Annotated in this window: 26 protein-coding genes and 1 pseudogene; 7 read left to right on the top strand and 20 right to left on the bottom strand. The window is 72.5% G+C overall.

The window, feature by feature from the left end; translation table 11 throughout:
* Positions 1 to 332: pseudogene (locus Ate02nite_RS48220) on the bottom strand (hypothetical protein); the annotation flags it as partial.
* Between the two features lie 111 nt (positions 333 to 443).
* On the opposite strand from Ate02nite_RS48220, the gene Ate02nite_RS48215 reads away from it, so the two are divergent.
* Entirely contained in the window at positions 444 to 1,205 is a 762-nt protein-coding gene (locus tag Ate02nite_RS48215; protein ID WP_203814752.1) for an aquaporin, read from the top strand.
* Entirely contained in the window at positions 1,202 to 1,444 is a 243-nt protein-coding gene (locus tag Ate02nite_RS48210; protein WP_203814751.1) for a hypothetical protein, read from the top strand. The genes Ate02nite_RS48215 and Ate02nite_RS48210 overlap by 4 nt, the downstream gene beginning before the upstream one ends.
* On the opposite strand, the gene Ate02nite_RS48205 is transcribed toward Ate02nite_RS48210, so the two are convergent.
* The 7 genes from Ate02nite_RS48205 to Ate02nite_RS48175 all read right to left on the bottom strand — a co-directional run bounded on the left by Ate02nite_RS48205 (position 1,434) and on the right by Ate02nite_RS48175 (position 9,213).
* Positions 1,434 to 3,902 (bottom strand): ABC transporter permease, encoded by a 2,469-nt coding sequence (locus Ate02nite_RS48205; RefSeq protein ID WP_203814750.1) that lies wholly within the window; start codon positions 3,900 to 3,902, stop codon positions 1,434 to 1,436. The genes Ate02nite_RS48210 and Ate02nite_RS48205 overlap by 11 nt on opposite strands.
* Positions 3,899 to 4,705, bottom strand: a complete 807-nt coding sequence (locus Ate02nite_RS48200) for an ABC transporter ATP-binding protein (protein WP_239148250.1) — start codon at positions 4,703 to 4,705, stop codon at positions 3,899 to 3,901. The genes Ate02nite_RS48205 and Ate02nite_RS48200 overlap by 4 nt, the downstream gene beginning before the upstream one ends.
* Before the next feature lie 110 nt (positions 4,706 to 4,815).
* Positions 4,816 to 5,466, bottom strand: coding sequence for a response regulator transcription factor (locus tag Ate02nite_RS48195; protein ID WP_203814749.1), 651 nt, complete (start codon positions 5,464 to 5,466; stop codon positions 4,816 to 4,818).
* Positions 5,454 to 6,614 carry a sensor histidine kinase gene (locus Ate02nite_RS48190; protein ID WP_203814748.1) on the bottom strand — a complete coding sequence of 387 codons (1,161 nt, stop codon included), beginning with the start codon at positions 6,612 to 6,614 and terminating at the stop codon, positions 5,454 to 5,456. Before Ate02nite_RS48190 ends, Ate02nite_RS48195 begins: the two co-directional genes overlap by 13 nt.
* Before the next feature lie 43 nt (positions 6,615 to 6,657).
* Complete coding sequence (locus Ate02nite_RS48185) at positions 6,658 to 7,443, bottom strand: cyclase family protein (RefSeq protein WP_203814747.1); 786 nt, start codon at positions 7,441 to 7,443, stop codon at positions 6,658 to 6,660.
* 16 nt (positions 7,444 to 7,459) lie between these two features.
* Positions 7,460 to 8,116: a response regulator gene (locus tag Ate02nite_RS48180; protein WP_203814754.1), complete on the bottom strand. Its 657-nt coding sequence runs from the start codon at positions 8,114 to 8,116 to the stop codon at positions 7,460 to 7,462.
* The gene (locus Ate02nite_RS48175) at positions 8,113 to 9,213 is read right to left on the bottom strand and encodes a sensor histidine kinase (protein WP_203814746.1); all 1,101 of its coding nucleotides are present in this window, start codon (positions 9,211 to 9,213) and stop codon (positions 8,113 to 8,115) included. Before Ate02nite_RS48175 ends, Ate02nite_RS48180 begins: the two co-directional genes overlap by 4 nt.
* 106 nt (positions 9,214 to 9,319) lie before the next feature.
* On the opposite strand from Ate02nite_RS48175, the gene Ate02nite_RS48170 reads away from it, so the two are divergent.
* On the top strand, positions 9,320 to 9,976 hold the full coding sequence (locus tag Ate02nite_RS48170; RefSeq protein ID WP_203814745.1) for a hypothetical protein: 657 nt from the start codon (positions 9,320 to 9,322) through the stop codon (positions 9,974 to 9,976).
* Here Ate02nite_RS48170 and Ate02nite_RS48165 read toward each other — a convergent pair.
* From Ate02nite_RS48165 to Ate02nite_RS48135, 7 genes are read right to left on the bottom strand one after another with little or no spacing between them, the layout of a single operon-like run.
* Entirely contained in the window at positions 9,933 to 12,038 is a 2,106-nt protein-coding gene (locus tag Ate02nite_RS48165; protein WP_203814744.1) for a hypothetical protein, read from the bottom strand. The two genes, Ate02nite_RS48170 and Ate02nite_RS48165, sit on opposite strands and share 44 nt — an antisense overlap.
* A gap of 26 nt (positions 12,039 to 12,064) precedes the next feature.
* Positions 12,065 to 12,394, bottom strand: coding sequence for a PadR family transcriptional regulator (locus tag Ate02nite_RS48160; protein ID WP_203814743.1), 330 nt, complete (start codon positions 12,392 to 12,394; stop codon positions 12,065 to 12,067).
* Between the two features lie 32 nt (positions 12,395 to 12,426).
* Positions 12,427 to 13,191, bottom strand: a complete 765-nt coding sequence (locus Ate02nite_RS48155) for an alpha/beta fold hydrolase (protein WP_203814742.1) — start codon at positions 13,189 to 13,191, stop codon at positions 12,427 to 12,429.
* Positions 13,188 to 14,189, bottom strand: coding sequence for an ABC transporter substrate-binding protein (locus Ate02nite_RS48150; protein ID WP_203814741.1), 1,002 nt, complete (start codon positions 14,187 to 14,189; stop codon positions 13,188 to 13,190). The genes Ate02nite_RS48155 and Ate02nite_RS48150 overlap by 4 nt, the downstream gene beginning before the upstream one ends.
* An 11-nt stretch (positions 14,190 to 14,200) precedes the next feature.
* Positions 14,201 to 14,983, bottom strand: coding sequence for an ABC transporter ATP-binding protein (locus Ate02nite_RS48145; RefSeq protein ID WP_203814740.1), 783 nt, complete (start codon positions 14,981 to 14,983; stop codon positions 14,201 to 14,203).
* Positions 14,980 to 16,014, bottom strand: a complete 1,035-nt coding sequence (locus tag Ate02nite_RS48140) for a FecCD family ABC transporter permease (protein ID WP_203814739.1) — start codon at positions 16,012 to 16,014, stop codon at positions 14,980 to 14,982. The genes Ate02nite_RS48145 and Ate02nite_RS48140 overlap by 4 nt, the downstream gene beginning before the upstream one ends.
* On the bottom strand, positions 16,011 to 17,015 hold the full coding sequence (locus Ate02nite_RS48135) for a FecCD family ABC transporter permease (protein ID WP_239148249.1): 1,005 nt from the start codon (positions 17,013 to 17,015) through the stop codon (positions 16,011 to 16,013). Before Ate02nite_RS48135 ends, Ate02nite_RS48140 begins: the two co-directional genes overlap by 4 nt.
* A gap of 74 nt (positions 17,016 to 17,089) precedes the next feature.
* Between Ate02nite_RS48135 and Ate02nite_RS48130 the strand changes: the two genes are divergently transcribed.
* Positions 17,090 to 18,010 (top strand): AraC family transcriptional regulator, encoded by a 921-nt coding sequence (locus Ate02nite_RS48130; RefSeq protein ID WP_203814738.1) that lies wholly within the window; start codon positions 17,090 to 17,092, stop codon positions 18,008 to 18,010.
* On the opposite strand, the gene Ate02nite_RS48125 is transcribed toward Ate02nite_RS48130, so the two are convergent.
* From Ate02nite_RS48125 to Ate02nite_RS48115, 3 genes are read right to left on the bottom strand one after another with little or no spacing between them, the layout of a single operon-like run.
* Positions 17,973 to 18,536 carry a hypothetical protein gene (locus tag Ate02nite_RS48125; RefSeq protein WP_203814737.1) on the bottom strand — a complete coding sequence of 188 codons (564 nt, stop codon included), beginning with the start codon at positions 18,534 to 18,536 and terminating at the stop codon, positions 17,973 to 17,975. The two genes, Ate02nite_RS48130 and Ate02nite_RS48125, sit on opposite strands and share 38 nt — an antisense overlap.
* Before the next feature lie 26 nt (positions 18,537 to 18,562).
* On the bottom strand, positions 18,563 to 19,507 hold the full coding sequence (locus Ate02nite_RS48120) for an aldo/keto reductase (protein ID WP_203814736.1): 945 nt from the start codon (positions 19,505 to 19,507) through the stop codon (positions 18,563 to 18,565).
* Entirely contained in the window at positions 19,504 to 20,406 is a 903-nt protein-coding gene (locus Ate02nite_RS48115; RefSeq protein ID WP_203814735.1) for an EamA family transporter, read from the bottom strand. Before Ate02nite_RS48115 ends, Ate02nite_RS48120 begins: the two co-directional genes overlap by 4 nt.
* A gap of 39 nt (positions 20,407 to 20,445) precedes the next feature.
* Here Ate02nite_RS48115 and Ate02nite_RS48110 point away from each other — a divergent pair, with 39 nt between their 5' ends.
* Positions 20,446 to 20,931, top strand: a complete 486-nt coding sequence (locus Ate02nite_RS48110) for a MarR family winged helix-turn-helix transcriptional regulator (RefSeq protein WP_203814734.1) — start codon at positions 20,446 to 20,448, stop codon at positions 20,929 to 20,931.
* Here Ate02nite_RS48110 and Ate02nite_RS48105 read toward each other — a convergent pair.
* Positions 20,906 to 22,246 carry a PLP-dependent cysteine synthase family protein gene (locus Ate02nite_RS48105; protein WP_203814733.1) on the bottom strand — a complete coding sequence of 447 codons (1,341 nt, stop codon included), beginning with the start codon at positions 22,244 to 22,246 and terminating at the stop codon, positions 20,906 to 20,908. The genes Ate02nite_RS48110 and Ate02nite_RS48105 overlap by 26 nt on opposite strands.
* A gap of 45 nt (positions 22,247 to 22,291) precedes the next feature.
* Positions 22,292 to 23,926, bottom strand: coding sequence for a methyl-accepting chemotaxis protein (locus Ate02nite_RS48100; RefSeq protein WP_203814732.1), 1,635 nt, complete (start codon positions 23,924 to 23,926; stop codon positions 22,292 to 22,294).
* Positions 23,927 to 24,013: 87 nt separating this feature from the next.
* On the opposite strand from Ate02nite_RS48100, the gene Ate02nite_RS48095 reads away from it, so the two are divergent.
* Positions 24,014 to 24,469, top strand: a complete 456-nt coding sequence (locus Ate02nite_RS48095) for a Fur family transcriptional regulator (RefSeq protein ID WP_203814731.1) — start codon at positions 24,014 to 24,016, stop codon at positions 24,467 to 24,469.
* Entirely contained in the window at positions 24,466 to 26,700 is a 2,235-nt protein-coding gene (gene katG / locus Ate02nite_RS48090; RefSeq protein ID WP_203814730.1) for a catalase/peroxidase HPI, read from the top strand. The genes Ate02nite_RS48095 and katG overlap by 4 nt, the downstream gene beginning before the upstream one ends.
* The last annotated feature ends 167 nt before the right edge of the window (positions 26,701 to 26,867 follow it).

Raw genomic sequence — 26,867 nt, 5'->3', positions numbered from 1 at the left:
CCCCTGCTGTCAGCCGCGCCCCTGCTGTCAGCCGCGCCCCTGCTGTCAGCCGCGCCCCTGCTGTCAGCCGCGCCCCTGCTGTCAGCCGCGCCTTGGATGTCCGCCCCGCCCTTGACGTCGGCCGCGCTATCGCTGTCAGCCGCGCCCCTGCTGTCGGCCGCGCCCCTGCTGTCGGCCGCGCCCCTGCTGTCGGCCGCGCCTTGTATGCCGGCCGCGCCTTGGATGCCGGCCGCGCCTTGGATGTTCGCCGCGCGCAGGGCGTCGCGGGCGGTGTGCCGCAGCGGCCGGGCGGGGTCACCGTTGCGGAATCGCCGCCGGACGACCTCCCTCACGCTGCCGTCCTCCCCCATGCCCCCTGCAATGCCCGAGCCCACGATGCGTAAACGGTGATCTCGGGACCATCAGCCCTGATCTTGGCCAGGTCGGGCGCCAAGACTGAATGCATGGTTCTGGTGATCGAACGGCCCAGCGTGATCGCGAGGGCTCACCCGCTCCGGCCGGAGCGCGCCGACGTCGCCCTGGCCGCCGGTGAGTTCGGCCTGACGACGGCGTTCTTCTTCACCGTCTTCACCCTGGTGCGCTGGGGCCTGGGCACAGCCGGCGCGGACGCCTCCGGCACCGAGATGTGGTTCCGGTGCGCCGTCGTGTCGATGCTGGTCGGCATGGTCATCGTGGGTTTCGTGGTGTCCCGCCCGGGCCGCTGGACGGGCGCCCACATGAACCCCGCGATCACCCTGGCGCTGTGGGTGCGCGGCCGCACCCCGGCCCGCCGGGTGCTGCCCTACCTGGTAGCCCAGGTCCTCGGCTCGGTCGCCGCAGCGGCCGTGGCCCGCCTGGTCTGGGGCCCCGCGATGGCGGACGGCCCGACCAGGTGGGCGGTCGTCCAGCCCGGTCTCGGCCTCGGCGGGCGTGGCGCGGTGGTCGCGCTCGCCGAGGCCGCCGTTCTCGCGCTCATCGTCGGCGTGATGTGCTGGGTCCAGGACCGCCGCCCCAGCTGGCCGCTGCCGTGGATCGTCGGCCTGATGTTCGGCCTGCAGGGCGTCCTGCTCGGCACCTTCACCGGCGGCTCGGCGAACCCGTCCCGCCAGCTCGGCCCGGCCCTGTTCTCCGGCCAGACCCACCTCCTGGCCGCCTACCTCCTGGCCCCGATAGCCGGCGGCGTCCTGGCCGCCTGGGCCGCCCGCCGCCGCCCACTCACTCTTTGACGCCCGCCCGCGCCACCCGCGCTGGTCGCGCCACCCGGGCCAGCCGCGCCACCCGCACCGCCCGGGCCGGTCGCGCCACCCGGGCCGGTCGCACCGCCCGCGCTGGTCGCGCCACCCGGGCCGGTCGCACCGCCCGCGCTGGTCGCGCCACCCGGGCCGGTCGCACCGCCCGGGCCGGTCGCACCGCCCGGGCCGGTCGCACCGCCCGGGCCGGTCGCGGCCAGTCGCTCACTCCTTGATGCCGATGTGCCCTACCGGGGGGACCCGCAGCAGGCGGGCGATCGGCAGGATGGTGGTGGCCAGGGCGAGCACCGTGGTGCCGCCGAGCACGGCCGCCCAGCCCAGCGGCGGCACGTAGGGCACCAGGTTTCCGGTGAGCGCCCGCACCACGCTGCTCAGGGTGAGCGCGGCGATCGCCCCGCCGAGCACCACGGCCGTGCCGAGCAAGCCGATCTGCTCTGCGTTGACCATGCGCCGGACCTGGCGCCGGGTCACTCCGGTCAGCCGCAGCAGAGCCAGCTCGCGGCGGCGGGCCAGCGCCGACATGACCATGGTGTTGGCCGCAGCGACCACCGTGTAACCGACCATCACCGCGATCAGCATCCGGTTCAGCCAGGCGCTCAGGGCAAGGTCGCGGGCGAGGCCACCGGTCAGCGCGGCGGTGTCGACGAGCGCGCTGCCGGGGTGCCCGGCGGCGACCTGACGCAGCGCGGCGTCGGCGGAGGCCGGGGCGCTGATCAGGATCTCGTCGTCCAGGTTGGTCGCGGTGTGCCCGAGGACCGTGGCCCGCGGCAGGATCACGTCACCGAAGCCGAGCCCGCGCTGGTAGATCGCGACCACCTCGGGGTGGATGGCGGTGCCGTCGCCGAGCCGCATCTCCACCTTCTCGCCGAGGTCCCAGCCGAACATCGACGCCTGGGTGCGGGAGACCGCGACCGTGCCGTCCCGCAGCGCGGCGAGGCTTCCCGACTTCACCGACAGGTCGACCGTCGACGCGAGGCCGGCCGGATCGACCGCCCGGGCGGCCACCGACTCGCCGTCGCCCATCAGCGTGGCGAGCACCGTGGTGTGCCGGACCGGCGTCACCGCCCGCACCCCGGGAACCGCCCGAAGCGCGGCCACCGCCGAGTCGGACAGACCGGCCGGCGCGACCAGGGCTCGCGTCGCGAGCAGACCGGAGCGGCTTTCCGCGACCGCCTGGCGTTCGAGGTTGTTCTGCAGGAACCACACCGAGCCGCCGAAGCCGACCGCCAGCACGAGCGACGTAAGAACGGTGGCGGTGCCGCGGGCGTTGGCCCGCAGGTTGGCCGCCGCCAGGTAGCCGCTGGTGCCGAAGACCGCGCGCAGAGCCGGGGCGAGCAGCCGGGCCGCGGCCCGGTTGATCCACGGCGCCAATAGCGAGACGGCCAGCACGAACAGGTAGAGCATGCCGAGCGCGGCACCCATCGCGGTCTGCCCGGTCGCGGCGACCGCGGCCAGCGCCGCCGACCCGGCCAGGGCCAGCGTGATCAGGCCACCGATGAGCCGGCCCCGGCCGCCGCCGGCCGGCTCGGCCGCCGCCTCGCCCAGCGCCTCGGCGGGCTTGATGCGGCTGACCCGCCGGGCGGCCAGCAGGCCGGCGAGCACGGCGGAGGCCAGCACGATCGCGAAGGCGGCGGGGCCGGCCAGGGCGCCCGGGAGCATCGGGAAGCCGGCCGGCAGGAAGCCGCGGGTGGTGAGCTCGCCGGTCAGCCAGTGGGCGGCGGCGAGACCGGACGGCACGCCGATCACCCCGGCGAGCACGCTGATCAGGGCGGACTCCGCCATGATCATGCGGCGCACCTGCCCCGGGGTGGCGGCCACGGCCCGCACCAGGGCCAGGTCGCGGCGGCGGTGCCGGACGGAGAGCCCGACGGTGGCGGCGACCACGAAGATGATCAGAAGCGCCACGTAACCGCCGAACGAGGCACCGATCTGGATCAGCAGGCCGGCGGCGGCGCGGTCGGCCGAGCTTTCGGCCAAGCCGCTGTCGTCGCGGGTGAGAACGTGCGCGTCCCCGGCCAGCCCGGCGATCCGGGTGCGCAGGTCGTCGAGGTCGGTGCCCGGCGCGGCGCGCACTCCGATGGCGCTGACCTGGCCGGGATGCGGCGCGAGAGCCGCGGCCTGCGCGTCGGTGAAGAAGACGGCGTCCCCGGTCACCAGGCCGCTGACGGTGTAGGTGCGGAGCACACCGCCGACCACCAGGTCGACCCGCGAACCGACCTCGGCACCGCCGAGCGCGATCTCGTCACCACGCTGCGGTGCGGCCCCCGCGACCAGTTCGGCCGGGGTCAGTGCCGCGCTCCCCCACCCGCGCCCGGACAGCGGCACGCCGACGGCGGTGACCACCGGGATGTTCTCGTCGGTGGCGGCCACCGCGACGCCCGGCAGCTCACGGATCTGGCCGGCCAGCGCGGCCGGGACGGTGCCACCCTCGGGCAGCGCGACCGTGCTCCGGTTGATCTCGCCGGCAAAGTCCTTGCTGGTGAACGTGGTGTCGGTGCGGGCCACGACCAGGTCGGCGGCGGCGTATCGCACCGGCGCCGGGTGGTAGCGCAACCCGGACTCGACGAGCACGCCCATCGCGGTCAGGATCAGCGCGCCGAGGGCGAGCGCGAGCAGGGTGGCGGCGGACGAGCCCGGGCGGTGGCGCAGCATGCGCCAGGCGAGCGAGGTCATCGGACGACCCCCTCGCCGGTCACGGAGCCGGTCACCGCGCTGGTCACCGCGCCGGTCACCGCACGGCGGCGGCCCAGCGCGGCCAGGTGCTCGGCGATGCGGTCGGCGCCGGGCTGCGGCATGTCGTGCACGATCCGCCCGTCGGCCAGGACGATCACCCGGTCGGCGTAGGACGCGGCGACCGGGTCGTGGGTGACCATCACGACGGTCTGCCCGTGCTCGTCGACCACCCCGCGCAGCAGGGCGAGCACCTCGGCGGCCGTGTTGGTGTCCAGCGCGCCGGTCGGCTCGTCGCAAAAGATGACGTCGGGCCGGGAGGCGAGAGCCCGGGCGATAGCGACCCGCTGCTGCTGGCCGCCGGAGAGCGCGGAGGGCCGGTGCCGCAGCCGGTCGGTGAGCCCGACCCGCCCGATCACCTGGTTGAGCCACACCTGGTCGGGGCGGGTGCCGGCCAGCCGGAGCGGCAGCAGGATGTTCTCCTCGACGGTGAGCGCGCCGATCAGGTTGAAGGCCTGGAACACGAAGCCGATCCGGCCGCGGCGCAGCTCGGTCAGCTTGGTCTCGGAGAGTTTCGACAGCTCGGTGCCGCCGATCCAGACGCTGCCCTGGGTGGGCCGGTCAAGCCCGGCCGCGGCCTGCAGCAGGGTGCTCTTTCCGGAGCCGGAGGGGCCCATCACGGCGGTGAAGGTGCCGCGAGCGAAGACCGCGTCGACGCCGGCGAGGGCCCGGACGGGCTCGCCGTCGGCCGGGTAGATGCGGGTGAGCCCTTCGACCCGAACCGCGGGCTCATGCTGGACCATCATGCGCTTGCCTCTCCGTGTGCTGATCGGTTTCGATGTGCGCACGAAGAATTCTTCTCGGGAGGAGCGGGCGGAAAAATGAAGCCAGCTGCCCAATCGAGGTACAGCAGGCGCTACCTGGACGCCTCCAGATAACGCAGGACGGCGGCCACGCGACGGTCCGTGCGATCGTCCGGGGCGAGGCCGAGCTTGGCGAAGATGCGCCGGACGTGCTTGTGCACGGCGCTGTCGGAGAGGACGAGTTTCCCCCCGATCGCCGTGTTCCCGAGGCCCTCGGCCATCAGCGCGAGCACCTCGGTCTCCCGCGGGCTGAGCTGGTCGAGCCCGCGGTCCGGCCGGGCCCGGGCGAGCAGCTGCCCGATCACCTCCGGGTCGACGGCGGTGCCACCGGCGTACACCCGGTGCAGTGCGTCCAGGAACGACGAGACCCGGCCCACCCGCTCCTTGAGCAGGTAACCGAGCCCGCCGCTGCCGCCGGCCAGCAGATCGGTGGCGAATGCCTGCTCGACGTACGCGGAAAGCACCAGCACGGCCAGCGATGGCTGCCGCCGCCGCGCCTCGACCGCGGCCACGATCCCCTCGTCGGTGTGCGTGGGCGGCATCCGCACGTCGACGATCGCGACGTCCGGCTTGAACTCGTCGATCGCAGCCAGGAAGGTGCCCGGCGAGTCGGCGGTGGCGACCACCTCGAGGCCCTCGGCGCGCAGCAGCAGAGCCAGCCCTTCGCGCAGCAGAGCGTCGTCCTCGGCGATCACGATCCGCACGGCAGCTCCACGTCCATCGTCGTCGGCCCGCCGGCCGGGCTGGTCATCGCGAAGCGGCCATCGTAGGCCTCGACCCGGCGGCGGATTCCCGCCAGCCCGGAGCCGCTGCTCTCGGAGGCGCCACCCCGCCCGTCGTCGGTGATCCGCAGGCGCAGCCGGTCGCCGTCCCGCCGCGCGACGACGGCCACAGAGGCCGCGCCACTGTGCTTGACGACGTTGGTCAGCGCCTCGGCCACCACGAAATAGGCGGTCGCCTCGACCGTGGCGGCACACCGCCCAGGCAGGTCCACGTCGAGCTCGCAAGGCACCGAGCAGGTACCGGCCAGCCCGGCGAGCGCCCCCGCCAGCCCGCGATCGTCAAGAACTGGCGGCAGAATGCCCCGGACCACCGCGCGTAACTCGGCCAGGGCCTGCTCGGTGGCGTCCTGCGCCCGGTCCAACAGGTCGGCGACGGCGTCCGGATTGCGGTCCTGGGCCCGCCGGGCCGCTCCGATCAAGACGTTGAGAGCGACCAGCCGGTTCTGCGTGCCGTCGTGCAGCGACCGCTCGATCCGGCGCAGCTCGGTGGCGTGCGCGTCGAGCGCGGCGGCCCGGGTCGCGGTCAGTTCGGCCACCCGCAACGACAGATCGACGTCGCCGGCCGGGGCAAGCAGCCGCCGCCCCGGAAAAGCCTGAAGTTCGGCGATGCCGGGAAGAAGAGCAAGGGCAGCGACCGCGAAGAGTACGCCGATCAGAGCCACCCCCAACGCGTCGGTGAGCCCGCCGAGCCCCCAGCTGAGGAACCCGGGCCCACCCAGCGACGGGTCAACCAGCCGATACCAGAGCGGAAGGGTGCCGTACTCCACCGCGTACACCGGAAGCGACAGCCCGACCAGCCCAACCACCAGCCCAACGGTCCCATGCAGGCCGGCCCAGCCCAGCTCCCGCCGCACGGCCGGGTCCCGAAGGGCCGCGCGGAGCCCGCCGGTCAGCGGTAGCGGCCCGACGACCCCCAGCCGCCCCCGCTCCCGGTTGGCCACCGCCCGGAGAACCCGAACCCCGAACGGCAAACTCAGGAGCGCCCCCAGCGCCAGCACCGAGGTCCACAGCCCACCCAGCACCCGCCGAAACGCCCGCCACCGCAAGCCGAGATAAGCGCGCAGGCTCATCCGTCGAAGCTACTAGGCGCACCTCGCGAGTAGGGATCCAGCGTCAGATGGCGAATACGCGGGCCTGGCCGCCGGAGCCGCCCTCGTACGGGATCAGGCCGACGACGATGGTCGCGCCGTGCCGGGGCAGGCGGTCGAGGTTGGCCAGGTTTTCCAGGCCGTAGCGGTCGGCGCCGAGCAGGGCCAGGTGGGTGTCGAAGGCATCGGACGGGCCGTGGTCGATGCTCAGGGTGTCGACGCCCAGGCTGCGGATCTTGCGCTTGCGCAGCAGCCACTCGCAAGCGTCCACGCCGAAGCCCGGGAAGTGCAGGGTGCCGGCCGCGTCGACGCCCCGGTAAGCGGCCACGTCGTGGATCTTGGCGCCCCAGCCGGAGTACATCAGCACGGCGGCGTCGTCCGGGATGCGGCCGTGCTGACGCTCGTACGCCCGGATGTCCTCGACCGTGACCAGCGCGTCTGGATTGCGGGCCGCCCGGGCCGCGATGTCGATGACCACGGCCGGCACGATCAGCTCGGCCGGTCGCAGCTCGACCGACGTGCGGCCGCCCTCGGCGAAATGGCAGGGCGCGTCGACGTGGGTGCCGATGTGCTCGATGAGCCGCCACTCCTGCATGTAATAGCCGTCAGCCTCGATCGTGGCGACGGTGCGGCGGGTCGGTTCCTCGCCGGGCGAGAACGGCGGGATCGTCGTGGTCAGCGGGTGGGTGAGGTCGAGCGGGCCGCGCCGGCCGCTCGCCTGGGCCGGGGCGGGAAGCGCGACGGCGGTGGCGACGCCGGCGGCGCCGAACAGGGCCGCGCGGCGGGTGACGGTGGTGTGGTTGATACACATTGGCTCATCCTGCCGGTCAATCTCCGGCGTCGTGGACCAGAAGTGCGAGCTGCACCCGGTTGTCCACGTCGAGTTTTGTCAGAAGGCGCGACACGTGCGCCTTGACGGTCGGCACGCCCATGCCGAGTTCCAGCCCGATCTGGACGTTCGACAGTCCCCGCGCGACCGCCGACGCCACCTCGCGTTCCCGGCCGGTCGCGCGGCCGAGCCGGGCGGCGGCGCTGGTCCGGCGGTCATGCGCGACCGGGTCGGCCACCTGCTCGATGAGCCGCCGGGTGACAGCCGGGCTGAGGATGGGCTCGCCGGCCGCGACCCGGCGAACCGCGTCGAGCAGCTCGCGAGGCGGCGCGTCCTTCAAGAGGAAACCACTGGCCCCGGCGCGCAGCGCCCGAAGGACGTACGCGTCAGCATGGAAGGTCGTCAGCATGACGACGTACGGGTATCGCGCCCGCGAGCACAGCCGTTCCACCGCCGCCAGCCCATCGACCCGGGGCATCCGCACGTCGAGCAGCACCACGTCCGGGTGGTGGGCGTCGACCAGCCCCGGCACGTCGGCCCCGTCCGCCCCCTCGGCCACGATCTCCAGGTCGTCCGCCCCCGCGAACAGCAGCCGCAGCCCACTGCGCACCAGCGGATCGTCGTCGACCACGGCGACCCGCACCGGCCGCGTCACGCCAGCCACGGCAGCAGCACCTCGAGCCGGAACCGCCCGTCCAGCGTGTCCCGCACCAGCCGCCCACCCGCCAGTTCAACCCGCTCGGCCACCCCGACCAGCCCGAGCCCGCTGCCCGGCACCGCTCCGGCCCCGGCGCCGAGCGGATTGCTGACCGAGATCCGCAGCCCCTCCCCCGGCCCACCGTCCAGCACGAGCCGAACCGGCCGCCCCGGCGCATGCTTGCGCGCGTTGGTCAGCGCCTCCTGCACCACCCGGTAGGCGACCCGCCCGGTCGCCCCCGGCGGCGCGGCGGTCAGGAAATCGTCGAATTCCACCGCACTGCCACAGCGATGAGCGTCAGCAACCAGGTCACGAACCTCGGCCAGCCCCGGCTGCGGCGGCTCCGGCTCATCACGCAACACCCCGATCACCGATCGCAGCTCGTCAAGGGCCTCGTGCGCCCCGGTCTGCACCACCCCCGCCGCAAGATGCACCTCGGCCGGCAGCGACGGATGAAGCTCCAGCGCACCGGCCTGCAGGCTGATCATCGACAGCCGATGCGCAAGCACGTCGTGCATCTCCCGCGCGATCCGATCCCGCTCATCGCGCCGCGCCCCCGCGACCCGGGCCGCCTGCTCGGCCTCGGCCCGCTCGGCCCGCTCCCCGAGGTGGTCGATCAACGCCTGCCGCTCCCGCGCATAGAGCCCCCACCCCACCGCCGCGGAAACCAATACCCCACGCACAACAAGATCGGTCCACAGTGGATGGCGAGGATCCGTCTGCAGCAGAAGGTAAACCGGAATGGTCGCAAGATAACCCAGGGCAAAACCCAGCCCGACCATGACCGTACGCCGTAAAACCAACCCGAAAACCGCGCCGAGTACGGCCCCGCTGGCCATGACCGAAACCGCACTGAGGGGTACGACCACCACCGCCAGCCCCAACGGCCACCGCCGCCGAAGCACCAGCCCGAAGCAGGCGACGACCCCCACCGCAACGTCCACCTGCCAGGGAACAAGCCCCGGCACCGCCCCGGTCGGGTCCCCCACGACCACCAGAAGCGCGCCAAGGCCAAGCGCGCCCCCAACCGCAACGACGTCCCGGACACCGTCCACCCGGCCAGGCTAACCGGAGCGCCCCGCGCGCAGGCCCTACCAAAGTAGGGGGTGCCGACGACCTTCCGCCGACGACAGCCCCGCCCCCGCAGCCCACCCTGACCGCATGACATCCACCAAGACCCCACCCATGCTGGCCGCCGCCACCCTCCTCCTGGGAGCCGGAGCGGCCTGGCTGACCACCCGCTCAACCCCCAACTTCCGCGAGGTGCTGGAGCCCGTCCAGCTAGCGATGTCAGTCCTGGTTCCGTTCTTCGGCGTCCTGGCAGTAACCGGCCTGCACGGCCCCCCAGCACCCCGGCCAGGCTCCGAGTGGCGGCTCGCGGCGCGGCTGGTTGTCGCGGTGGGGCTCGCGGTCGGCTTCGCGCTGGCCGGTGTGCTGATCGCCGCGGTGGCGACCGGGTTGGCGGGCGGCGGGTGGCCGCCCGCCTCACGGATCGCCGCGCTGGTCGCGGGAGCCGTGCTGGTCCAGGTCATCGCGCAGCTGGTCGGCACCGGGTGCGGGCTGCTGGTGCGGCGTCCCGGGGTCGCCATGGCCGCGACCATCGTGGTCCCGATGGGCGTGACCGTCCTGCTGGGCGCGATCGACTCCGGCGGCGGCCTGGTGCGGTGGCTCACCCCCTACGGCAACGCCCAAGCGCTGCTCGGGGGTGAGCCGACCGCGGCGCTCGGCGTCGTCGTGCTGCTGTGGTGCGTCATTCCCAACGTGGTCGGGGCGATCAGCCGGGCACGGCCTCACCGGGCCGCACCGGATCGGGCCTGACCGGATCGGGGGCCGGCCACGGGCCGGGCCGGTGACCCCGGCCCGGCATCCCGTCCAGGCGTGCCGCCGCCAGCGCCGCGACCGCCGCCATCAGCAGCGCCGCACCCGGGACGATGGACAGACCGTCCGCCGGATAACCGCGTCCCTCGGTCGCGAACAGCAGGTTGGGCACGATCTGCCCGAGGAACAGCGAGGCCACCAGGAGCAGCACGGTCCCGGGCAGCGCGGCCAGCACCAGCAGGACCCACACGGCAGCGGTGCGGCCGCGACGCCGTTCCCGGTGCCGCCGCAGCAGCGCGACGACCAGGACCGCCAGCGGCAGCCCGGCAAGCGCACCGAAGCTCGCATAGCCGGTGTCCTCGGTATCCACCGGCACCGGCGCCAGCCCGGCCGCGACAACCACCACCACCGGCACCACGACCAGCGCGACCGCCGCCCAGACCGGAACGCGCCGCCGGCTGAGCGCCACCGCAGGGACAGCCGCCAGCAGCACACCAAGAACCGCGAGCCCGGTCGTGGTGAGCGTCAGCCCGGCCGGCAGAAACGGGTGGTTCACACCCGGAGTGCCCTGCGTCAGCAGCAGAGGAGCGCAGGCCGCCGCCACAACCCCAGCCGCGACAACACGGCGGCGAGCCATCCGGCCAACCGACCCCGCGCCACCCCCAGGACCGTCCATCCCAGGGACCGCAACGACCTGGTCTGCGGCGCCGGCCTGGCTGCTGCTCTCGATCGGGCCGCGGGCGACCAGCCAGGCGACGATGACGATGATGCCGCCGATGAGCAGGGTCAGTTGCAGGCCGCCCGCGCCGGCGGCGCCGGCCCGGACGAGCACGCCGTTGGCGACGACCAGCGCTGCGGCCAGCACGAGAGAGGCGGCGAGGGCTCGCCGCCGGTCGGCGGTGGCGACCAGCATGGCCAGCGCAGCGAGGAGGATCGCGCCCCAGCGCAGCTCGGCCACCCACAGGTAGATCTCGCCGTCCCCGCCCGGCATCGGCGCGGTGGCGGAGACACCCGGCATGGCCGGGCTGAGGATCGTCACCGTGTAGGCCCAGGCGATCACGGCGAGCGCGACGCACGAGGCCCCGACCGCGACTACAACGGGCGTCCGGCGCGCAGGGCTCGCCTCGGTCTCGGCGGTCGAAGCAGCAGCGGCAGCGGTGAGCGCCTGGCCCGGCAACGGACGCAGGGCGGCGGCTCCGAACGCCAGCGCCAGGATCCCGAACGCCATGAGCGTGATGGCCCATGGGCCCAGGTAGTAGAAGGCGCGGCTGCTGAGCCCGTCCTCGATCACCGTGTACTCCGCGGTGGGCGACCCGGCCAGCAACGAAGCCGCGGCCGCGCGCAACCCGCCGGACAGACTGTCCCGGCTGGACACCACCATCGGCAGGGTGGCGGCCGCCGCGGCGGCCGCGCTGATCAGCGGCAGGCCGAGCAGGGCCAGCCGCCGGCCCCGGGCCACCACGACCCCGAACAGGGTCAGACGCCGCCCCCGAACCACCGCGACCCCGAGCACGGCGACCCCGGGCACCCAGACCAGCAGCCCGATCAGCAGGCTGACCAGGTAGAACAGGTCCTGGTCGACGAAGGCCGGGATCAGCACGGCCACCGCGATCAGCAACGGCGCGAACGCGGCCGAGGTGGCCGCCCCGAGACGCGCGGTGGGTTCGAGCGGCAGCCGGCGGCCGAGCCACCAACCGGCGAGCAGGCACCACGCCCCGGTGAGGAGTCCTTCGGCGACGGCGGGCAGCCAGGTCATCGCGTACGACTCGAAACCGGCGGCGGAGAACAGCAAAGAGGTCAGCGAGCCGGCGAGCTGGCCGGCCGCGATCGTGAGCAGCGCGGTGAGCAGGAGCGCTCCGGCCGGCGCCAGCGGGCCGGTGGTTTCCGCCCAGCCGCGCGGCGCGCCGGTGCGGTCCCGCAGCGGCGGCGAGGTGAGCAGACTCAGCGCATAACCGAGAGCACGGCGCCGGCCGCCGGGCTCGGCCTCGATCGCGGCCAGTTCGGCGTGCCACTCCCGGGCCATCTCGTCGCGGATCCCGGCCGGCCACCGCCGCGCGGCCATGTCGAGACACCAACGGGCGAGGGCGCTCACGCGGTTCTCGGTTTCGGGGCCGCGCCGTACGCCCGGTCGAGCTGTTGCCGCAGGGCGGCGATCTCGGTGCGGGCCGAGATCAGGCCGTCGGGGGTGAGCCGGTAGTAGCGCCGCGCGGGCCGGCCGGCGGCGACCGGGTCGAGCTCCTCCCAGACGGCCTCGACCCAGCCGGCGTCCTGCAGGCGCAGCAGGATCGGGTAGAGCGTGCCGCTGGGATGGCCGGTGGCTCGCATCAGATCAAGGCCGTAGCGGTCGGCCGCCGGATCGGACAGAAAGGCGGCAAGCACTTTGGACACAGCCGCGGTAACCCGCACAGGCGTCGTCATGCGGCTACACTAGCCGACCCTCGCTCGGTTTTCTACATAGGGTCTAAGCAGCGAACAATCTCGTCGACCACCAACTGGGGATCGGTGAACATGATGTTGTGCCCGGCCCCGTCGGCAACAACGAGGCGGCCAGGAGAAAGCGCATGGACCGGGGATCCGGCCGAGATGATGGTGACGGGCAGATCGCCGAGGTCCGGCGGGGTGGCGCGCAACGACGCCAGGCCGGGCAGGAACTGGCGGACCTCGACGGAGAGGGCCCGCGCCGCGCGCCGGCCGAAATTCTCCGCCCGGAACTGGGCATAGAGGTCAGCCGGCAAGACGCGGCCGATGCGGGCCGCGGCCCGATAAACCCCCACCGCGGCGAGCGTACGGGTGAGCGGCCCAGCAACCGCCATCCGGCGTCGCGTGGCCGCGGTGAAGAACTCGTCGTCCCGCTCGTCGGACGGGTCGACCAGAACCACCGCCCGCACGTCGGCGACCCGGCGCGAGGCGACCAGCCGCACGATCGGCCCGCCCCAGCTGTGCCCGACCAGCACGACCGGCCCGCTCAACGACGCCAGCAGCGCACCCAGGTCATCGGCCAGAGCGGCCAGGGTGCGGGGCGACGGGCCGTCGTCGCTCCCCCCGATACCCGCCCGGTCGTAGACCACCGTGCGAGCGTGCGCGGCAACCCCCGGAGTCACCAGACCCCAGCAGACCGCCGACATGCCGAGCCCGGCCTCGAACACCACGGTGACGCCGCCCGCACCCGCGGTACGCAGGTGCAGGCGGCGACCACCGAGATCGAGAAAACTCAACTGAGCTTCTTGGCGCTCTTCAGCTCGCCGGCGAGCTCGGTGTAGATCTTCGCGTAGGACTGGTACGAGTACGGCGCGGCCGCGTACCACGGGTAGACCTGACCGGCCTTGACCGCGGGCAGGTTCGCCCAGGTCGGCACCTTGGCGAGGTCGGCCTTGGCGGCGTCGTAGGTGCGCGCGTCGACCAGGATGACGTCGGCGTCCTTGAACTCGACCGCCTTCTCCCAGCTGAACTGCGCGAACACCTCGTTCTTCGGGTTGGTCGGGCTGATCACGTCGAGGCCCTGGTTCTTCAGGGTGTTGCCCTCGGGCAGCTGCACCGGGTCGGCGACGTAGAGGCTGTCGGTGCCGGGCGACATGATGGCGACCTTCAGGCCGGAGGTCTTCGCGGACTCGCCGACCGCCTTGAGCGCGCTGTCGTACTCGGTCTTGGCGGCGGTCGCGGCAGCGGTGTCGGCGCCGAGCTTGCCGGCCAGGTCGACGAAGGTCGCGATGGCCTCGTCGGTGGTCTTGTAGTTGCCGGGCACGGCCAGGCCGGGGGCGAGGCTGAGGATCTTCTCGGACTGAGCGGCCGGGACGTACCAGAGCGCCTTGTTGTCGAACGTGTAGTCGACGAGCAGCTGCGGGTTCAGCAGGGCGTACTTCTCGGTGTCGAACTCACCGTAGGTGCTGCCGATGACCGTGACCTTGCTCAGGTCGAGCGAGCCGGCCTGGTAGCTGAGCTTGCCCGCGGCGTCCGGCTTGAGCTCGCCGTACGCTCCCTTGACCTGGAATCCGGCGTCCCACAGCGCGGCCGCGACGCTGCTCTGCGCGACCACCGTGGTCGGCGCCTTGTCGAGCTTGATGTCCTTGCCGAGGGCGTCCTTGTATTCGAACGGCCCGGAGGCGGCCGCGCTCGCGGCGGGCTCTACGGAGTCGTCGCCGCCGCAGGCGGTGAGGGCGAGTGACACGGTCACCGCAAGGGCGGCGCCGGCGAGGCGGGTCAATCGGCTGTTCAAGAGATTTCCTTTCAGGGGTGGTGCCGCGGGATGACCAGGGGCGTGTTCGACTCCGGGTCGGTGATGATGCGGCAGGGCAGTCCGAAGACCAGCTCGATGAGCTCGGGGGTGATGATCGTGGTGGGGTCGCCCTCGGCCACGATCGCGCCGTCCTTCATCGCCACCAGGTGGGTGGCGTAGCGGGCGGCCAGGTTCAGGTCGTGCAGCACGGCGACGAGGGTGGACCCGCGCTCGGCGCGCAGCCGGGCGCACAGGTCGAGCACCTCGATCTGGTGGGCGATGTCCAGGTAGGTGGTGGGCTCGTCGAGCAGCAGGATGCCGGTCTCCTGGGCCAGGGCCATCGCCAGCCAGACCCGTTGCCGCTGGCCGCCGGAGAGTTCGTCGAACGGGCGGGTGGCGAGGTCGGCGGTGCCGGTCATCTCCAGTGCCGCGGTAACCGCGGCCTGGTCGGCCGGCGACCATTGGCGCAGCAGCGACTGGTGGGGGTAGCGCCCGCGGGCGACCAGGTCGGCGACGCTGATCGACTCGGGTGCGGTCTGGGACTGCGGAAGCAGCCCAAGCCGCCGGGCGACCTGTTTGGCGGGATAGTCATGGATGGCCTTGCCGTCGAGAATTACCGTGCCGGCCGCCGGTTTCAGCAGCCGGGCGAGCCCGCGCAGCAGCGTGGACTTGCCGCAGCCGTTCGCGCCGACGATGGCGGTGAACGAGCCGTCCGGGATGGTCAGGTCGAGGTCGTGCACGATGCGGGTGCCGTCGTAACCGAGCGCGACGTTCTCCGCGCGTAAGCGCGTCATGCGCGTCCTTTCCGCCATTCGCGGCCCAGCAGCCACGCGAGATAGGCACCGCCGACGATGCCGGTGAGCACGCCGACCGGCAGTTGCCGCGGCTGGAACGCCTCCCGGGCGGCGAGGTCGGCGACCAGCAGGAGCAGGGCGCCGGTCAGCCCGGAGGCGGTGAGGTTGGCGCCCTCGGTGCCGGTCAGCCGGCGGGCCACCTGGGGCGCGGTGAGCGCGATGAACTGGATCGGGCCGGCCACCGCGACGGCCCCGGAGGCGAGCAGGACGCCGACCGCGATGGCCAGCACCCGGGTGCGCCCGACCGGCAGGCCGAGGCTCATCGAGCGCTCGTCGGAGAACTCGCTGAGCGAGAGCGGCCGCCACAGCGCCACGCACGCGATCCCGCCGAGCACGAGAATCCCGCCGATCAGCCGCACGTCCGACCAGTCGCCGCCGACCACGTTGCCGACCAGCCACACCGAGGCGCTCTGCGCGTCGTACACCTGAGCGCGCACGATCAGCAGCGAATTGAGCGAGTTGAGCATGGCGGCGGCGCCGATGCCGACCAGCACGAGCCGCAGCGGCGCGACACCGTGCCGGGACGAGAGCAGCAGCACCAGCAGCGCGGTCACCGCGCCGCCGGCCACCGCGCCGAACGAGGTCGCGACCAGGCCGCCGTGCAGGACGAGCAGCACCACGAGCGCGCCGGTCGAGGCGCCGGTGGTGAAGCCGACGACGTCCGGACTGCCCAGCGGATTGCGGGTGAGCTGCTGGAAGATGGCGCCGGAGATGCCCAGCGCGATGCCGACCAGGGCGGCCAGCACGGCCCGGGGCAGTCGCAACTCGGCGACGATGAGGTTCTCGGCCGGGGTGCCGTTGCCCAGCACGGCCGCGATCACCCGCGGGATCGGGAACGAATTGACCCCGGCCGCGAGCGAAACGACAACAACGGCAACAACCGCCAGCAGCAGGAGTACGGATACCAGCACCGCCCGCCGCCGCACCCGGACGGACCACGGGCCGGCCTTCACCACCGGGACGGTGATCATGCGGCAACCAACGTCCGGCGGCGTACCAAAGCGATGAAGACGGGAGCGCCGAGGACGGCCGTCACGATGCCGGCTTGGACCTCGGCACCGCCCGAGACGACCCGCCCGAGGGTGTCGCAGAAGACCAGGAAGCCGGCGGCCAGCAGCATCGAGAGCGGCACGACCTTGCGCTGGTCGGCGCCGACCAGCATGCGGGCCACGTGCGGCACGGTCAGGCCGACGAACACGATCGGCCCGGCCACCGCGGTGGCGGCCCCGCACAGCAGGGTGATGGCGACCGCGGTGGCGACCCGGGCCCGGCCGACGCCGAGGCCGAGCGCGTGCGCACTGTCGTCGCCGAGCGAGAGCGCGTTGAGCGCCGGGGTCATCGCCAGCGCCAGCAGCACCCCGATGATGATCAGCGGCAGCGCGATGAGCAGCCGGTCGTAGCCGCGGTTGACCACCGACCCGACCACCCAGAACCGCATCTCGTCGAAGCTCTGCTGGTCCTTCATGGCCACCGCGTTGATGTAGGAGAACAGCACCGCGGTCAGCGCGGTGCCGGCCAGCGCCAGCCGGGCCGGGGTGGCGGCCGCCCGGGAACCGCTGCCGAGCAGGTAGACCACCACCGAGGCGACCGCGGCCCCGGCCAGGGCCAGCCCGGTCTGGGCGAGGCCGTTGGTGACACCGAAGAAGGCGAACCCGGTGACCACCGCGGCGGCCGCGCCCGCGTTGACCCCGAGCAGGCCGGGGTCGGCCAGTGGGTTGCGGGTGAGGGCCTGCATGAGAGCGCCGGCCGCGCCGAGGGCGAGACCGGCGACCAGCCCGATGACGGTGCGCTCGAGCCGCAGCCCGCGCACGATGTCGGCGTTGTCGCCGGTGGCACTGGGCAGCAGGGCACGGATGACCTCGCCGGGCGAGATCGCCTGCCGCCCCACCATCAGGCTGAGGACCACGACCACGCCGAGCACGGCCACCGTGACGACGAAGACTCCGAGTCTTCCGATGGTCCTGGGGCGCACGGAGGTAAGGTAAGGCTAACTTTCTTTGCTGTCCAATCGCCGCGCGGATTTGATCAAGCGGTTAGCCTCGGGCGATGCACGGCGACACGATTCGGCAGACGTACACCCTGGTGCACTTCGGGGACGACTCGATCGCGTACGCCGGACGGCATCTGCACGAGTCCGAGATGACCCTGCACACGCACAGCTTCGTCGAGATGGCGATCGTGGTGGACGGGGTCGGTTCGCACCGCACCCAGGCCGGTCTGGAACCCCTGCGGATCGGTGACGTCGTGCTGCTCAGGCCGGGTGTGTGGCACGGCTATGAGGACTGCGACGACCTGGTCGTGCACAACTGCTGCTTCTCGGCCGAACTGCTGCACCGCGAGCTCGCCTGGACCCGCGAGGACCCGCTGCTCGGGCACCTGCTCTGGACCGGTCCGTACGCGGCCGAGCGCCGGGGTGTGCTCAGCACCCACCTGGCCGGGCCGGACCTGGCCGAGTGTGTGGAACATCTCGACGCGATGAGCCGGCTCGCCGCCGGTCCGCTGCGATTGCACCGGGGCGACCTCATCGCCCGGCTGACGCTGGCGCTCGGCTACCCGGCCCGCGCCGCGCTCGGCCAGGCCGGCGAGATCTCCGAGCGGGTCCACCCGTCGGTGGTCGAGGCCATGCGCCGGATGGAGGCCCGCCCGGCGCACCCGTGGACGCTGACCGAGCTGTCCACCGACCTGCACCTGGCCCCCGGCTATCTGGTACGGCTGTTCAAGCTGTCCACCGGCCTGCCACCGATGGCTTTCCTGTCCCGGCTGCGGGTCGAGCTGGCCGCGGAACAGCTGCTGCACACCGACCGCCCGATCAACGCCATCGGCGAGTCAGTCGGCTGGGCCGACCCGAACTACTTCGCCCGCCGGTTCCGCTCGCACTTCGGCCTGAGCGCCTCGGCGTACCGCTCGAAGTTCGCCGAGACGAAGGTCCTCAGGCCGGGGCGATCCAGTCGAGCAACGGACCGGTGACCAGCCGGTGCCCCGGCGAGGCGGCCAGCCCGACGGCGTCGACGAACAGGAACAGCAGGGCCGCCGCGGCGAAGACCCAGCCGGTCGGGGGCCGCTCGGCGTACGGCGTGAGCCTGCGGGTGAGGTAGGCAACGCCGTACCCGATCGCCATCCCCGGCAGGATGAGCACGGCGCCCCGCCCGGCGATGCCCCACGCCTCGGCCGCGAAGCCGGGCCCCAGGTCGTACTGCGAACCGGCGGCGGCGTAGCCGGCCGGCAGCAACGCCGTCGTCGCCGCGATCAGCGCGAGGCCGCCGGTCACCGCCGCGAACAGCGCCACCACCGGCGGCCGGAGCAGGGTGGTGGCGATCGCCGCCCAGAGGCCGGCGACCAGCGCGGCGGCGACCAGGGTGCGCCGCGCGTCGCCGGTCGGATCGAGGAACTCCCGGCTGCCGGCCGAGGAGATGAAGAGCCAGAGCAGCGGTACGGCCGCGGCCGCCACGATGAACCAGATGAGCGCGGTTCGCGCGCGATGCGGCGTCGTCATCTCCCCAGTGTCGGCAACCGGCGCAATCACCCGGCCAGCTGGCCGGAAACCTCGTCCAGGGCCCGGATCTCGTCGGCGCGCAGGTCCAGGGTCGCCGAGGCGAGCAGGGCCCCCAGTTGCTCGACGGTGCGGGCGCTGGCCAGCGGCGCGGCGACGTCGGGGCGGCCGCGCAGCCAGGCCAGGGCGACGCTCGCCGGCGCCACGCCATGTGCGGCGGCGACGTCCTCGAGGACCTTCACCACGGCCAGGCCGGTCTCGTTGAGGTAGCCGCGGGCCGCGCCGGCCCGGGCCCCGGACAGGTCGTCGGCGGTCTTGTACTTGCCGGTCAGGAAGCCGCTGGCCAGCGCGTAGTAGGGCACGACGGCCAGGTTCTCGGCCGCCGCGACCGGGGCGATGTCCCGCTCGTAAGCGGCCCGCTCGACCAGGTTGTAGTGCGGCTGGATCGCCACCGGCAGGGTGAAACCGTTGCGGCGGGCCGCCTCGAACCACTCCCGGACCCGCTCGGGGGTGTAGTTGGAGACCGCGATCGCGCGTACCTTCCCGGCCTTGACCAGGGCGTCGAAGGCGCCCGCGGTCTCTTCGATCGGGGTGTTCGGGTCGTCGTAGTGCGCGTAGTAGAGGTCGATGTGGTCGGTCTTGAGCCGGGTCAGCGACGCGTCCGCGGCGGCGGCGACGTTGGCCGCGGCCAGCCCGCGGAACTGCGGGTGCTGGCTGACCTTGGTGCCGATCACGACGCGATCGCGGTTGCCGCGCGCGGTCAGCCAGTCGCCGATGATGGTCTCCGACTCGCCGCCGGAGTTGCCGGGAACCCAGGCCGAGTAGCCGTCGGCGGTGTCCACGAAGTTGCCGCCACCCTCGACGAACGCGTCCAGGACCTGATGCGAGGTAGCCGCATCGCTGGTCCAGCCGAACACGTTGCCGCCGAGGGCGAGCGGGAAGACCTCGATGCCGCTGTTACCGAGTGTGCTCATGAACCGAACCTAGTCACGGCCGAGGCGCGGGCGCGTGTGATGGCGAGCACCCGGGTCATGATCGGCTGGCCGAGAAGAACACCGGCAAAGACCAGGACCAGACCGGAGACCTGCTGTACGGACAGGGTCTCGCCGGCCACCGCGGTGCCGAGCAGGACGCCGGTGACCGGGTTGAGCAGGCCGACCAGTCCCACCGTGCCGGCGCTGAGGTGGCGCAGCCCGGCGAACCAGGCGGCGAAGGCGAGCGCGGTGGCCACCACGGTGACATAGCCGAAGGCCAGGGTCGCGCTGGCGTCCAGGGCCGGTGGCGCGCCCTCGACCAGCACCGCCGCCGGGAGCAGGATCAGCCCGCCCGCGATCAGCTGCCACGAGGTCAGCGAGAACACGTCGATGTCGCTGCTCCACTTCTTGGCCAGCACGTACCCGAACGACGACATCACCATGGCCGACACCGAGGCCAGGACACCGCGAGCGTCGACGGCGACCGGACCGGTCAGCAGCATGAGGCACACCCCGGCGACGCCGATGCCGGCCCCGGCCAGGTGGGTGGCCCGCGGCCGCTCGGACATCGCGGCCCAGGCGAACAGCATCAGCATCACCGGCGAGGTCGCCATGATCGTCGAGGCGATGCTGGTCGGCAGGGTCTGCGCGGCCAGATAGATCAGCGCGAAGAAGGCACCCATGTTCAGCGCACCGAGCACCAGCGCCTGCCACCACCACTTCCCATAAGGAAGCTTGCGGCGGGCGAGCAGGAGCAGCACCCCGGCCGGCAGGGCCCGGATGGCCGCGCCGTACAGCGGGTAGTCGGCCGGAAGGTATCGATGGGTGACGTAGTAGGTCGTGCCCCACGCGATCGGCGCGAGCGCCGTGACCGCGGTCCATCGCAAATTAGCTTCCATGGAAGCGACTATAGCTTCCCCGGAAGCTATATTGGCAACATGAGTGACCACGTAGCCCGCATCCAGGAAGCCTGGGCCCGGGAACGCCCCGACCTCGACGTGCGCCCGCAGGGCGTGATCGGCCGCCTGCACCGCGTCGCCGGCCACCTCACCGAGCAGCTCCAGGTCGTCTACCGGCGGTTCGGCCTGGGCGAGGGCGAGTTCGACGTGCTGGCCGCCCTGCGCCGGGCCGGGGCGCCGTTCGAGCGCGCCCCCGGCGAACTGGCCGCGCACACCATGGTCACCACCGGCGCGATGACCAAGCGGATCGACCGCCTGGAACGCGACGGCCTGGTCACCCGCCGCCCCAGCACGAGCGACGGCCGTGGCCGGGTGGTCGCGCTCACCGACGCCGGCCGCGACCTGATCGACCAGGCCTTCACCGAGCACATGCGCAACGAGCGCCGCCTGCTCGACCAGCTGCCCCCGGAGGACGCCGCCCGCCTGGAGTCGATTCTCACTACCTGGCTGTCCCGCCTGGAGTAAGAAGCGCGCCGCGTGGAACCACGCCGGCGATTCGGCCGTCGGTCAGCACCGCGAGCCAGCCGGCGTCGGCGGAGGTCCGGCCGATCGCCTCGGCCGCCGCCTCCCCCGCACCAACGGTCGGCAGCGGCGGCTGCGCGAGCTCGGCCAGGGGCGTGTCCGGGGCCGCCCCGGCGACCGCGTCGACCGGCACCGAGCCGACCACGTCGCCGGGCGATGGGCTCAGGCCGCCCTGACGCGGCAGCACGAGCAGCGCGACGCCGGTCGCGCCGGTCAGGTCGCGCACCCGGGCGGCCGCCGGCACCAGCACCGGCGCGGTCACCGGGCCGTCGCCGACCAGCGGGCCGGGCACCGGCGGGGCCGGGAAACCGGTGCGCCGCAGCCAGCCGTCGTCGAAGTACTTCGACAGGTAGGCCCGCCCGGAGTCGGGCGCGAGCACCACGACGAGGCCGTCCGGCCCCAGCTCGCGGGCCACCCGCAGCGCGACCACCACCGCCGTCCCGGCCGAGGCGCCGACCAGGAGCCCCTCCTCGCGGGCCAGCCGGCGGGTCATCTCGATCGACTCCCGGTCGCCGACCCGCTCGATGCGGTCGACCACCTCGCGGTGGTACGACTGCGGCCAGACGTCCTCCAGAGTGTCCGGGTGGACGTAGTGGCCGATGCTCTCCACGTAGTACGGACTGCCGTCGCCGCCGCCGTAGACCGAGTTCTCCGGGTCGGCGCCGACGATCGTCACCGGGCCGGCTTCCCGCAGATAGGCGCCGGTTCCGCTGATCGTGCCGCCGGTGCCGACCCCGGCCACGAAGTGGGTGACCCGGCCGCCGGTCTGCCGCCAGATCTCCGGGCCGGTGGTGGCGTAGTGAGCGCCGGGGTTGGCCGGGTTGTCGTACTGATTGGCCAGCCAGCCGCCCGGCGTCTCGGCGGCCAGCCGCGCGGCGACCTGCGAGACGTGCCGGGGGTCGTCGCGGGTGACCCCGCCGGTCGTGACGATCACCTCGGCGCCGTAGGCCCGCAGGATGGCGAGTTTCTCGGCGCTGCTCTTGTCCGGCACCACCACGACGGCCCGGTAGCCACGCTGCGCCGCGATGATGGTCAGCCCGATGCCGGTGTTGCCGGACGTGCCCTCGACGATCACCCCGCCCGGCTTCAGCTCACCCGACTCCTCGGCCGCCCGGACCATGGCGAGCGCGGCCCGGTCCTTGACGCTGCCGCCCGGGTTGAGGAACTCCGCCTTGAGGTGGACGGCGGCGGCGATGCCGGCGGTGACCCTGGTCAGCGGGATCAGCGGAGTCTCGCCGATCGCATCGAGCACGCTCATTCCGATAACCTACCATGCATATCGGAATTAGATGTTTACCGAGCTTTACAGCCGGAACGTGGCGACCAGGCCGTTCAGCTCGGTCGACATCCGGGCCAGCTCGGTGGTCGCCTGCTGGGTCTCGGCCACGCCCTGCGAGGTCATCCGGGCCGCCTCGGCCACCCCGGTGATGTTCTGGGCGATCTCGCCGGTCCCGCCGGCCGCCTCGGCAACACTACGGTTCATCTCGGCGGTGGTGGCGGTCTGCTCCTCGACCGCCGAGGCGATCGTGGTCTGGTAGTCGCTGATCCGCTCGATCACCAGCGCGATCTCCTCGATCGCGGCGACCGCGCCGCTGGTGTCGGACTGGATCGCCTGCACCCGGCGGGAGATGTCCTCGGTCGCCTTCGCGGTCTCCTGAGCCAGATCCTTCACCTCGCTGGCCACCACCGCGAAGCCCTTGCCGGACTCGCCGGCCCGGGCCGCCTCGATGGTCGCGTTGAGGGCGAGAAGGTTGGTCTGCTCGGCGATCGCGGTGATCGTCTTGATCACGTTGCCGATCTCGGCCGACGAATCGCCGAGCTTGTTCATGGTGGCCGAGGTGCTGGCGGTGACGGTGACCGCCTCGCTGGCCACCCGGGCGGCCTCGGCCGCGTTCTGCGAGATCTCCCGGATCGACGCGCCCATCTCCTCGCTGCCGGCCGACACCGTGTCTACGCTGCGGGACACCTCCTCGGCCGCCGCCGACACCGCCTGGGCCTGCTCCGAGGTCCGTGCGGCGGACGAGGCGATCTGGGCGGCCGTGCTGGTCATCTGCTCGGAGGCGCCGGCCAGCGAGGCCGCCGAACCCTCGATGGTGGTGACCGTCTGGCGCAGCCGGGCCATCGCGGTGTCCAGCGAGCGGGCCATCCGGCCCGGCTCGTCCCGGGTGTCCAGGCCGGTGGTGCGGGTGAGGTCGCCGTCGGCGAGACCGTCACACACGTACGTCACCTTGGTCAGCGACGACACGATCTTGCGGGTCACCACGATGCCCAGCGCCAGGGCCAGCGCCAGCCCCACGACCAGCAGGATGATCGACGTGGTCCGGCTGGATTCGTACCCGTTTCGGGCCGCGGCGGCGTTCTTGGCCGCATCCGCGGTCTCCACGCCGTCGAGCGTCGTGAACGCCGCGTAGAGCTCGGTGAGGACCGGCAGCGTCTGGTCGTCCCGGATCTCGGCCCAGCCGTCCAGGTCGTTGGCTTTGCCGGCCGGGATGAGCTTGGTGTTCACCAGGTCGACGTAGGTGTCCCAGAGGGTCTCCATCTGGTTGATGAGGTCGGTGCTCGCGGCCGGCCCACTGGTCCGGTACGCCGCCATCGCCGCCTCGAAGCCCGCGATGTCGGTCGCGACGGAGTCGGTGAACTTCTTGGTCGTCGCCGCGGTCGTGGACAGCGCCTGGTTGGCCGCGTCCGTCCGGGTCTGCGTCGCCCAGTACCGGACCTGACCGACCGCCTTGACGCTGGCGACGTTGCTCTTGTAGATCAGCTGCGCGGACTCGCTGGCGTTGCCCAGCGACACCAGCCCGGTGATGCCCACGACCAGAGCGACCGCGGCGGCGGTGGCGACCGCGAGCAGCACTTTGATGTTGACGCTGAGATCGGCGAAAGTGGCGCGGCGCGGACGTGCCGTCACACCCGTCTTGACAATGGTGGCGGCGGTCATGTCCCCACTATGCGGGGGCCCGGAACGCACAATTCCCCGTTTACGACAAACTTGATTCGTTCCAGATAAGGGCCTAAGGTTCCTCGGGTGACACCGGACTTCGAGGCGCAGCTCCGGGCGGTCTCGTTGCGCGTGACCCGGCCCCGATTGGCAGTGCTCGGCGCACTGCGCGACCACCCGCACATCGACACCGACACGGTGATCGAGCTGGTTCGGGCCGATCTCCCCACGGTGTCCCACCAAGCGGTGTACGACGTACTACGAGCGCTCACCGACGCCGGTCTGATCCGGCGCATCCAGCCGGCCGGTGCCACGGCCCGCTACGAATCCCGCGTGGACGACAACCACCACCACGTCGTGTGCCGCTCGTGCGGCGCGATCGCCGACGTCGAGTGCGCCGTCGGCCACGCCCCCTGTCTCACCGCCTCCAACGACCACGGCTTCGTGGTCGACGAGGCGGAGGTCGTCTACTGGGGCTTCTGCCCCGACTGCGCGACCAGCACCAAGCCCACCGAAACCGCCAGCTCGGAAGGAAACAGATGAGCGACACCCAGGAGAACGCAGCGTCCGGCTGCCCGGTCGCACATGACTCCGTCACCTCGCACGGCAGCGAGAGCGAGAACCCGGCGATCGACGCGCCGACCCCGAAGACCGGCGGTCGCCCGCACACCAACCGGGACTGGTGGCCCAACCAGCTCGACCTGTCGGTGCTGCACGCCCACTCGCTGAAGGGCAACCCGCTCGGCGAGAGCTTCAGCTACGCCAAGGAGTTCGCGAAGCTCGACGTCGACGCGATCAAGCGCGACATCACCGAGGTGCTGACCACCTCGCAGGAGTGGTGGCCGGCCGACTTCGGCCACTACGGCGGTCTGATGATCCGGCTGAGCTGGCACGCCGCCGGCACCTACCGCATCCAGGACGGCCGGGGTGGCGCCGGCGACGGCGGGCAGCGTTTCGCTCCGCTCAACAGCTGGCCGGACAACGCCAACCTGGACAAGGCCCGCCGCCTGCTCTGGCCGGTCAAGGCCAAGTACGGCCAGAAGATCTCATGGGCCGACCTGCTCGTGCTGGCCGGCAACGTAGCCCTGGAGTCGATGGGCTTCAAGACCTTCGGCTTCGGCTTCGGCCGGGTCGACGTCTGGGAGCCCGAGGAGATCTTCTGGGGTCCCGAGGACACCTGGCTGGCCGGTCGCTACGTCTCCGAGAAGGAGATGACGCCGGGCGTCGGCGCGACCGAGATGGGCCTCATCTACGTCAACCCGGAGGGCCCGGGCGGCAACGCCAACCCGCTCGCCGCCGCGCACTTCATCCGGGAGACCTTCGGCCGGATGGCGATGAACGACGAGGAGACCGTCGCTCTCATCGCCGGCGGCCACACGTTCGGCAAGACGCACGGCGCCGCGGTCGCCGACAACCACGTCGGCCCGGAGCCCGAGGGCGCCGAGCTGACCGCGCAGGGCCTCGGCTGGCTGAGCACGAACGGTTCCGGCGCCGGCGCCGACGCGATCACCAGCGGCCTCGAGGTCACCTGGACCGACAAGCCGACCCAGTGGAGCAACCGCTTCTTCGAGATCCTCTTCGGGTACGAGTGGGAGCTCACCACCAGCCCCGGTGGCGCCAAGCAGTGGACCGCCAAGACCACCGACGAGATCATCCCGGACGCGTACGACCCGGCCAAGAAGCACCGCCCGACGATGCTGACGACCGACCTGTCGCTGCGCGTCGACCCGGCGTACGAGGTGATCTCCCGCCGCTTCCTGGCCAACCCCGACGAGTTCGCGCTGGCGTTCGCCAAGGCCTGGTACAAGCTGCTGCACCGCGACATGGGCCCGGTCGTGCGCTTCCTCGGCCCGTGGGTCCCCGAGGCCCAGCTGTGGCAGGACCCGGTTCCGGCCGTCGACCACGAGCTGGTCAGCGACGCCGACGTGGCCGCGCTCAAGGCCAAGGTGCTGGCGTCCGGCCTGAGCGTCGCCCAACTGGTCTCGACCGCCTGGGCGTCGGCCGCGAGCTACCGGTCCACCGACAAGCGCGGTGGCGCCAACGGTGCCCGCATCCGCCTCGAGCCGCAGCGCAGCTGGGAGGTCAACGAGCCGGCCGCCGCCGTGGTGACCGCGCTCGAGGGCATCCAGCAGGAGTTCAACGCGGCCGGCGGCGCGAAGATCTCGCTCGCCGACCTGATCGTGCTGGCCGGCTCGGCCGCGGTCGAGAAGGCCGCGAGCGACGCCGGTGTCGAGGTGACCGTGCCGTTCCGGGCCGGCCGCACCGACGCCACCCAGGAGCAGACCGACGTCGAGTCGTTCTCGGTCCTGGAGCCGCGCGCCGACGGTTTCCGCAACTACCTGCGCCCCGACGAGAAGACCCAGCCCGAGGTTCTGCTCGTCGACCGGGCGTACATGCTGAACCTGACCGCGCCCGAGGCGACGGTTCTGGTCGGCGGCCTGCGGGCGCTCGGCAACAACTTCGGCGGCACCCAGCACGGCGTGCTGACCAGCCGTCCGGGCGTGCTCACCAACGACTTCTTCACCAACCTGCTGTCCCCGGGCACCCGGTGGACGGCAGCGGAGAAGGAGGAGCACGTCTACGAGATCCGCGACGTCTCCACCGACGAGCTGAAGTGGACCGCCACCGCGGTCGACCTGATCTTCGGCTCCAACTCCCAGCTGCGCGCCCTCGCCGAGGTCTACGCCAGCTCGGACGCCCAGGACAAGTTCGTCACCGACTTCGTCGCCGCCTGGACGAAGGTAATGGAACTGGACCGCTTCGACCTGGTCTGACGCCCAACCAGGAGCCCGGCCGACCTCGTTCGGCCGGGCTCTTTCGCGCAACCGACAACGCCACCTTGCAGACAGGCGCCCGAACCAAACGCCAAACCCACAAGATCGCGGGTGGGCGGGCCCTTGAGGCGGGGCCGCCGACGCCGCCGCCGCGGCCGCGGCGGCCC

The sequence above is a fragment of the Paractinoplanes tereljensis genome (assembly GCF_016862435.1).
Lineage (GTDB): Bacteria > Actinomycetota > Actinomycetes > Mycobacteriales > Micromonosporaceae > Actinoplanes > Actinoplanes tereljensis.
The sequence above is the reverse complement of the archived record's forward strand: the minus strand, read 5'-3'. Positions and strand labels throughout refer to the sequence as shown.

Bases quoted from the DNA above. Each gene is read 5' to 3' on its own strand.
- Ate02nite_RS48115 (WP_203814735.1), bottom strand. From the start codon at position 20,406: ATGGAAGCTAATTTGCGATGGACCGCGGTCACGGCGCTCGCGCCGATC.
- Ate02nite_RS48130 (WP_203814738.1), top strand. From the start codon at position 17,090: ATGCACGGCGACACGATTCGGCAGACGTACACCCTGGTGCACTTCGGG.
- Ate02nite_RS48125 (WP_203814737.1), bottom strand. From the start codon at position 18,536: ATGACGACGCCGCATCGCGCGCGAACCGCGCTCATCTGGTTCATCGTG.
- Ate02nite_RS48105 (WP_203814733.1), bottom strand. From the start codon at position 22,246: ATGAGCGTGCTCGATGCGATCGGCGAGACTCCGCTGATCCCGCTGACC.
- Ate02nite_RS48205 (WP_203814750.1), bottom strand. From the start codon at position 3,902: ATGACCTCGCTCGCCTGGCGCATGCTGCGCCACCGCCCGGGCTCGTCC.
- Ate02nite_RS48185 (WP_203814747.1), bottom strand. From the start codon at position 7,443: ATGTGTATCAACCACACCACCGTCACCCGCCGCGCGGCCCTGTTCGGC.
- Ate02nite_RS48160 (WP_203814743.1), bottom strand. From the start codon at position 12,394: ATGACGACGCCTGTGCGGGTTACCGCGGCTGTGTCCAAAGTGCTTGCC.
- Ate02nite_RS48190 (WP_203814748.1), bottom strand. From the start codon at position 6,614: ATGAGCCTGCGCGCTTATCTCGGCTTGCGGTGGCGGGCGTTTCGGCGG.
- Ate02nite_RS48120 (WP_203814736.1), bottom strand. From the start codon at position 19,507: ATGAGCACACTCGGTAACAGCGGCATCGAGGTCTTCCCGCTCGCCCTC.
- Ate02nite_RS48140 (WP_203814739.1), bottom strand. From the start codon at position 16,014: ATGATCACCGTCCCGGTGGTGAAGGCCGGCCCGTGGTCCGTCCGGGTG.
- katG (WP_203814730.1), top strand. From the start codon at position 24,466: ATGAGCGACACCCAGGAGAACGCAGCGTCCGGCTGCCCGGTCGCACAT.
- Ate02nite_RS48165 (WP_203814744.1), bottom strand. From the start codon at position 12,038: ATGGCCGCGCGGCGGTGGCCGGCCGGGATCCGCGACGAGATGGCCCGG.
- Ate02nite_RS48170 (WP_203814745.1), top strand. From the start codon at position 9,320: ATGACATCCACCAAGACCCCACCCATGCTGGCCGCCGCCACCCTCCTC.
- Ate02nite_RS48200 (WP_239148250.1), bottom strand. From the start codon at position 4,705: ATGATGGTCCAGCATGAGCCCGCGGTTCGGGTCGAAGGGCTCACCCGC.
- Ate02nite_RS48145 (WP_203814740.1), bottom strand. From the start codon at position 14,983: ATGACGCGCTTACGCGCGGAGAACGTCGCGCTCGGTTACGACGGCACC.
- Ate02nite_RS48100 (WP_203814732.1), bottom strand. From the start codon at position 23,926: ATGACCGCCGCCACCATTGTCAAGACGGGTGTGACGGCACGTCCGCGC.
- Ate02nite_RS48110 (WP_203814734.1), top strand. From the start codon at position 20,446: ATGAGTGACCACGTAGCCCGCATCCAGGAAGCCTGGGCCCGGGAACGC.
- Ate02nite_RS48215 (WP_203814752.1), top strand. From the start codon at position 444: ATGGTTCTGGTGATCGAACGGCCCAGCGTGATCGCGAGGGCTCACCCG.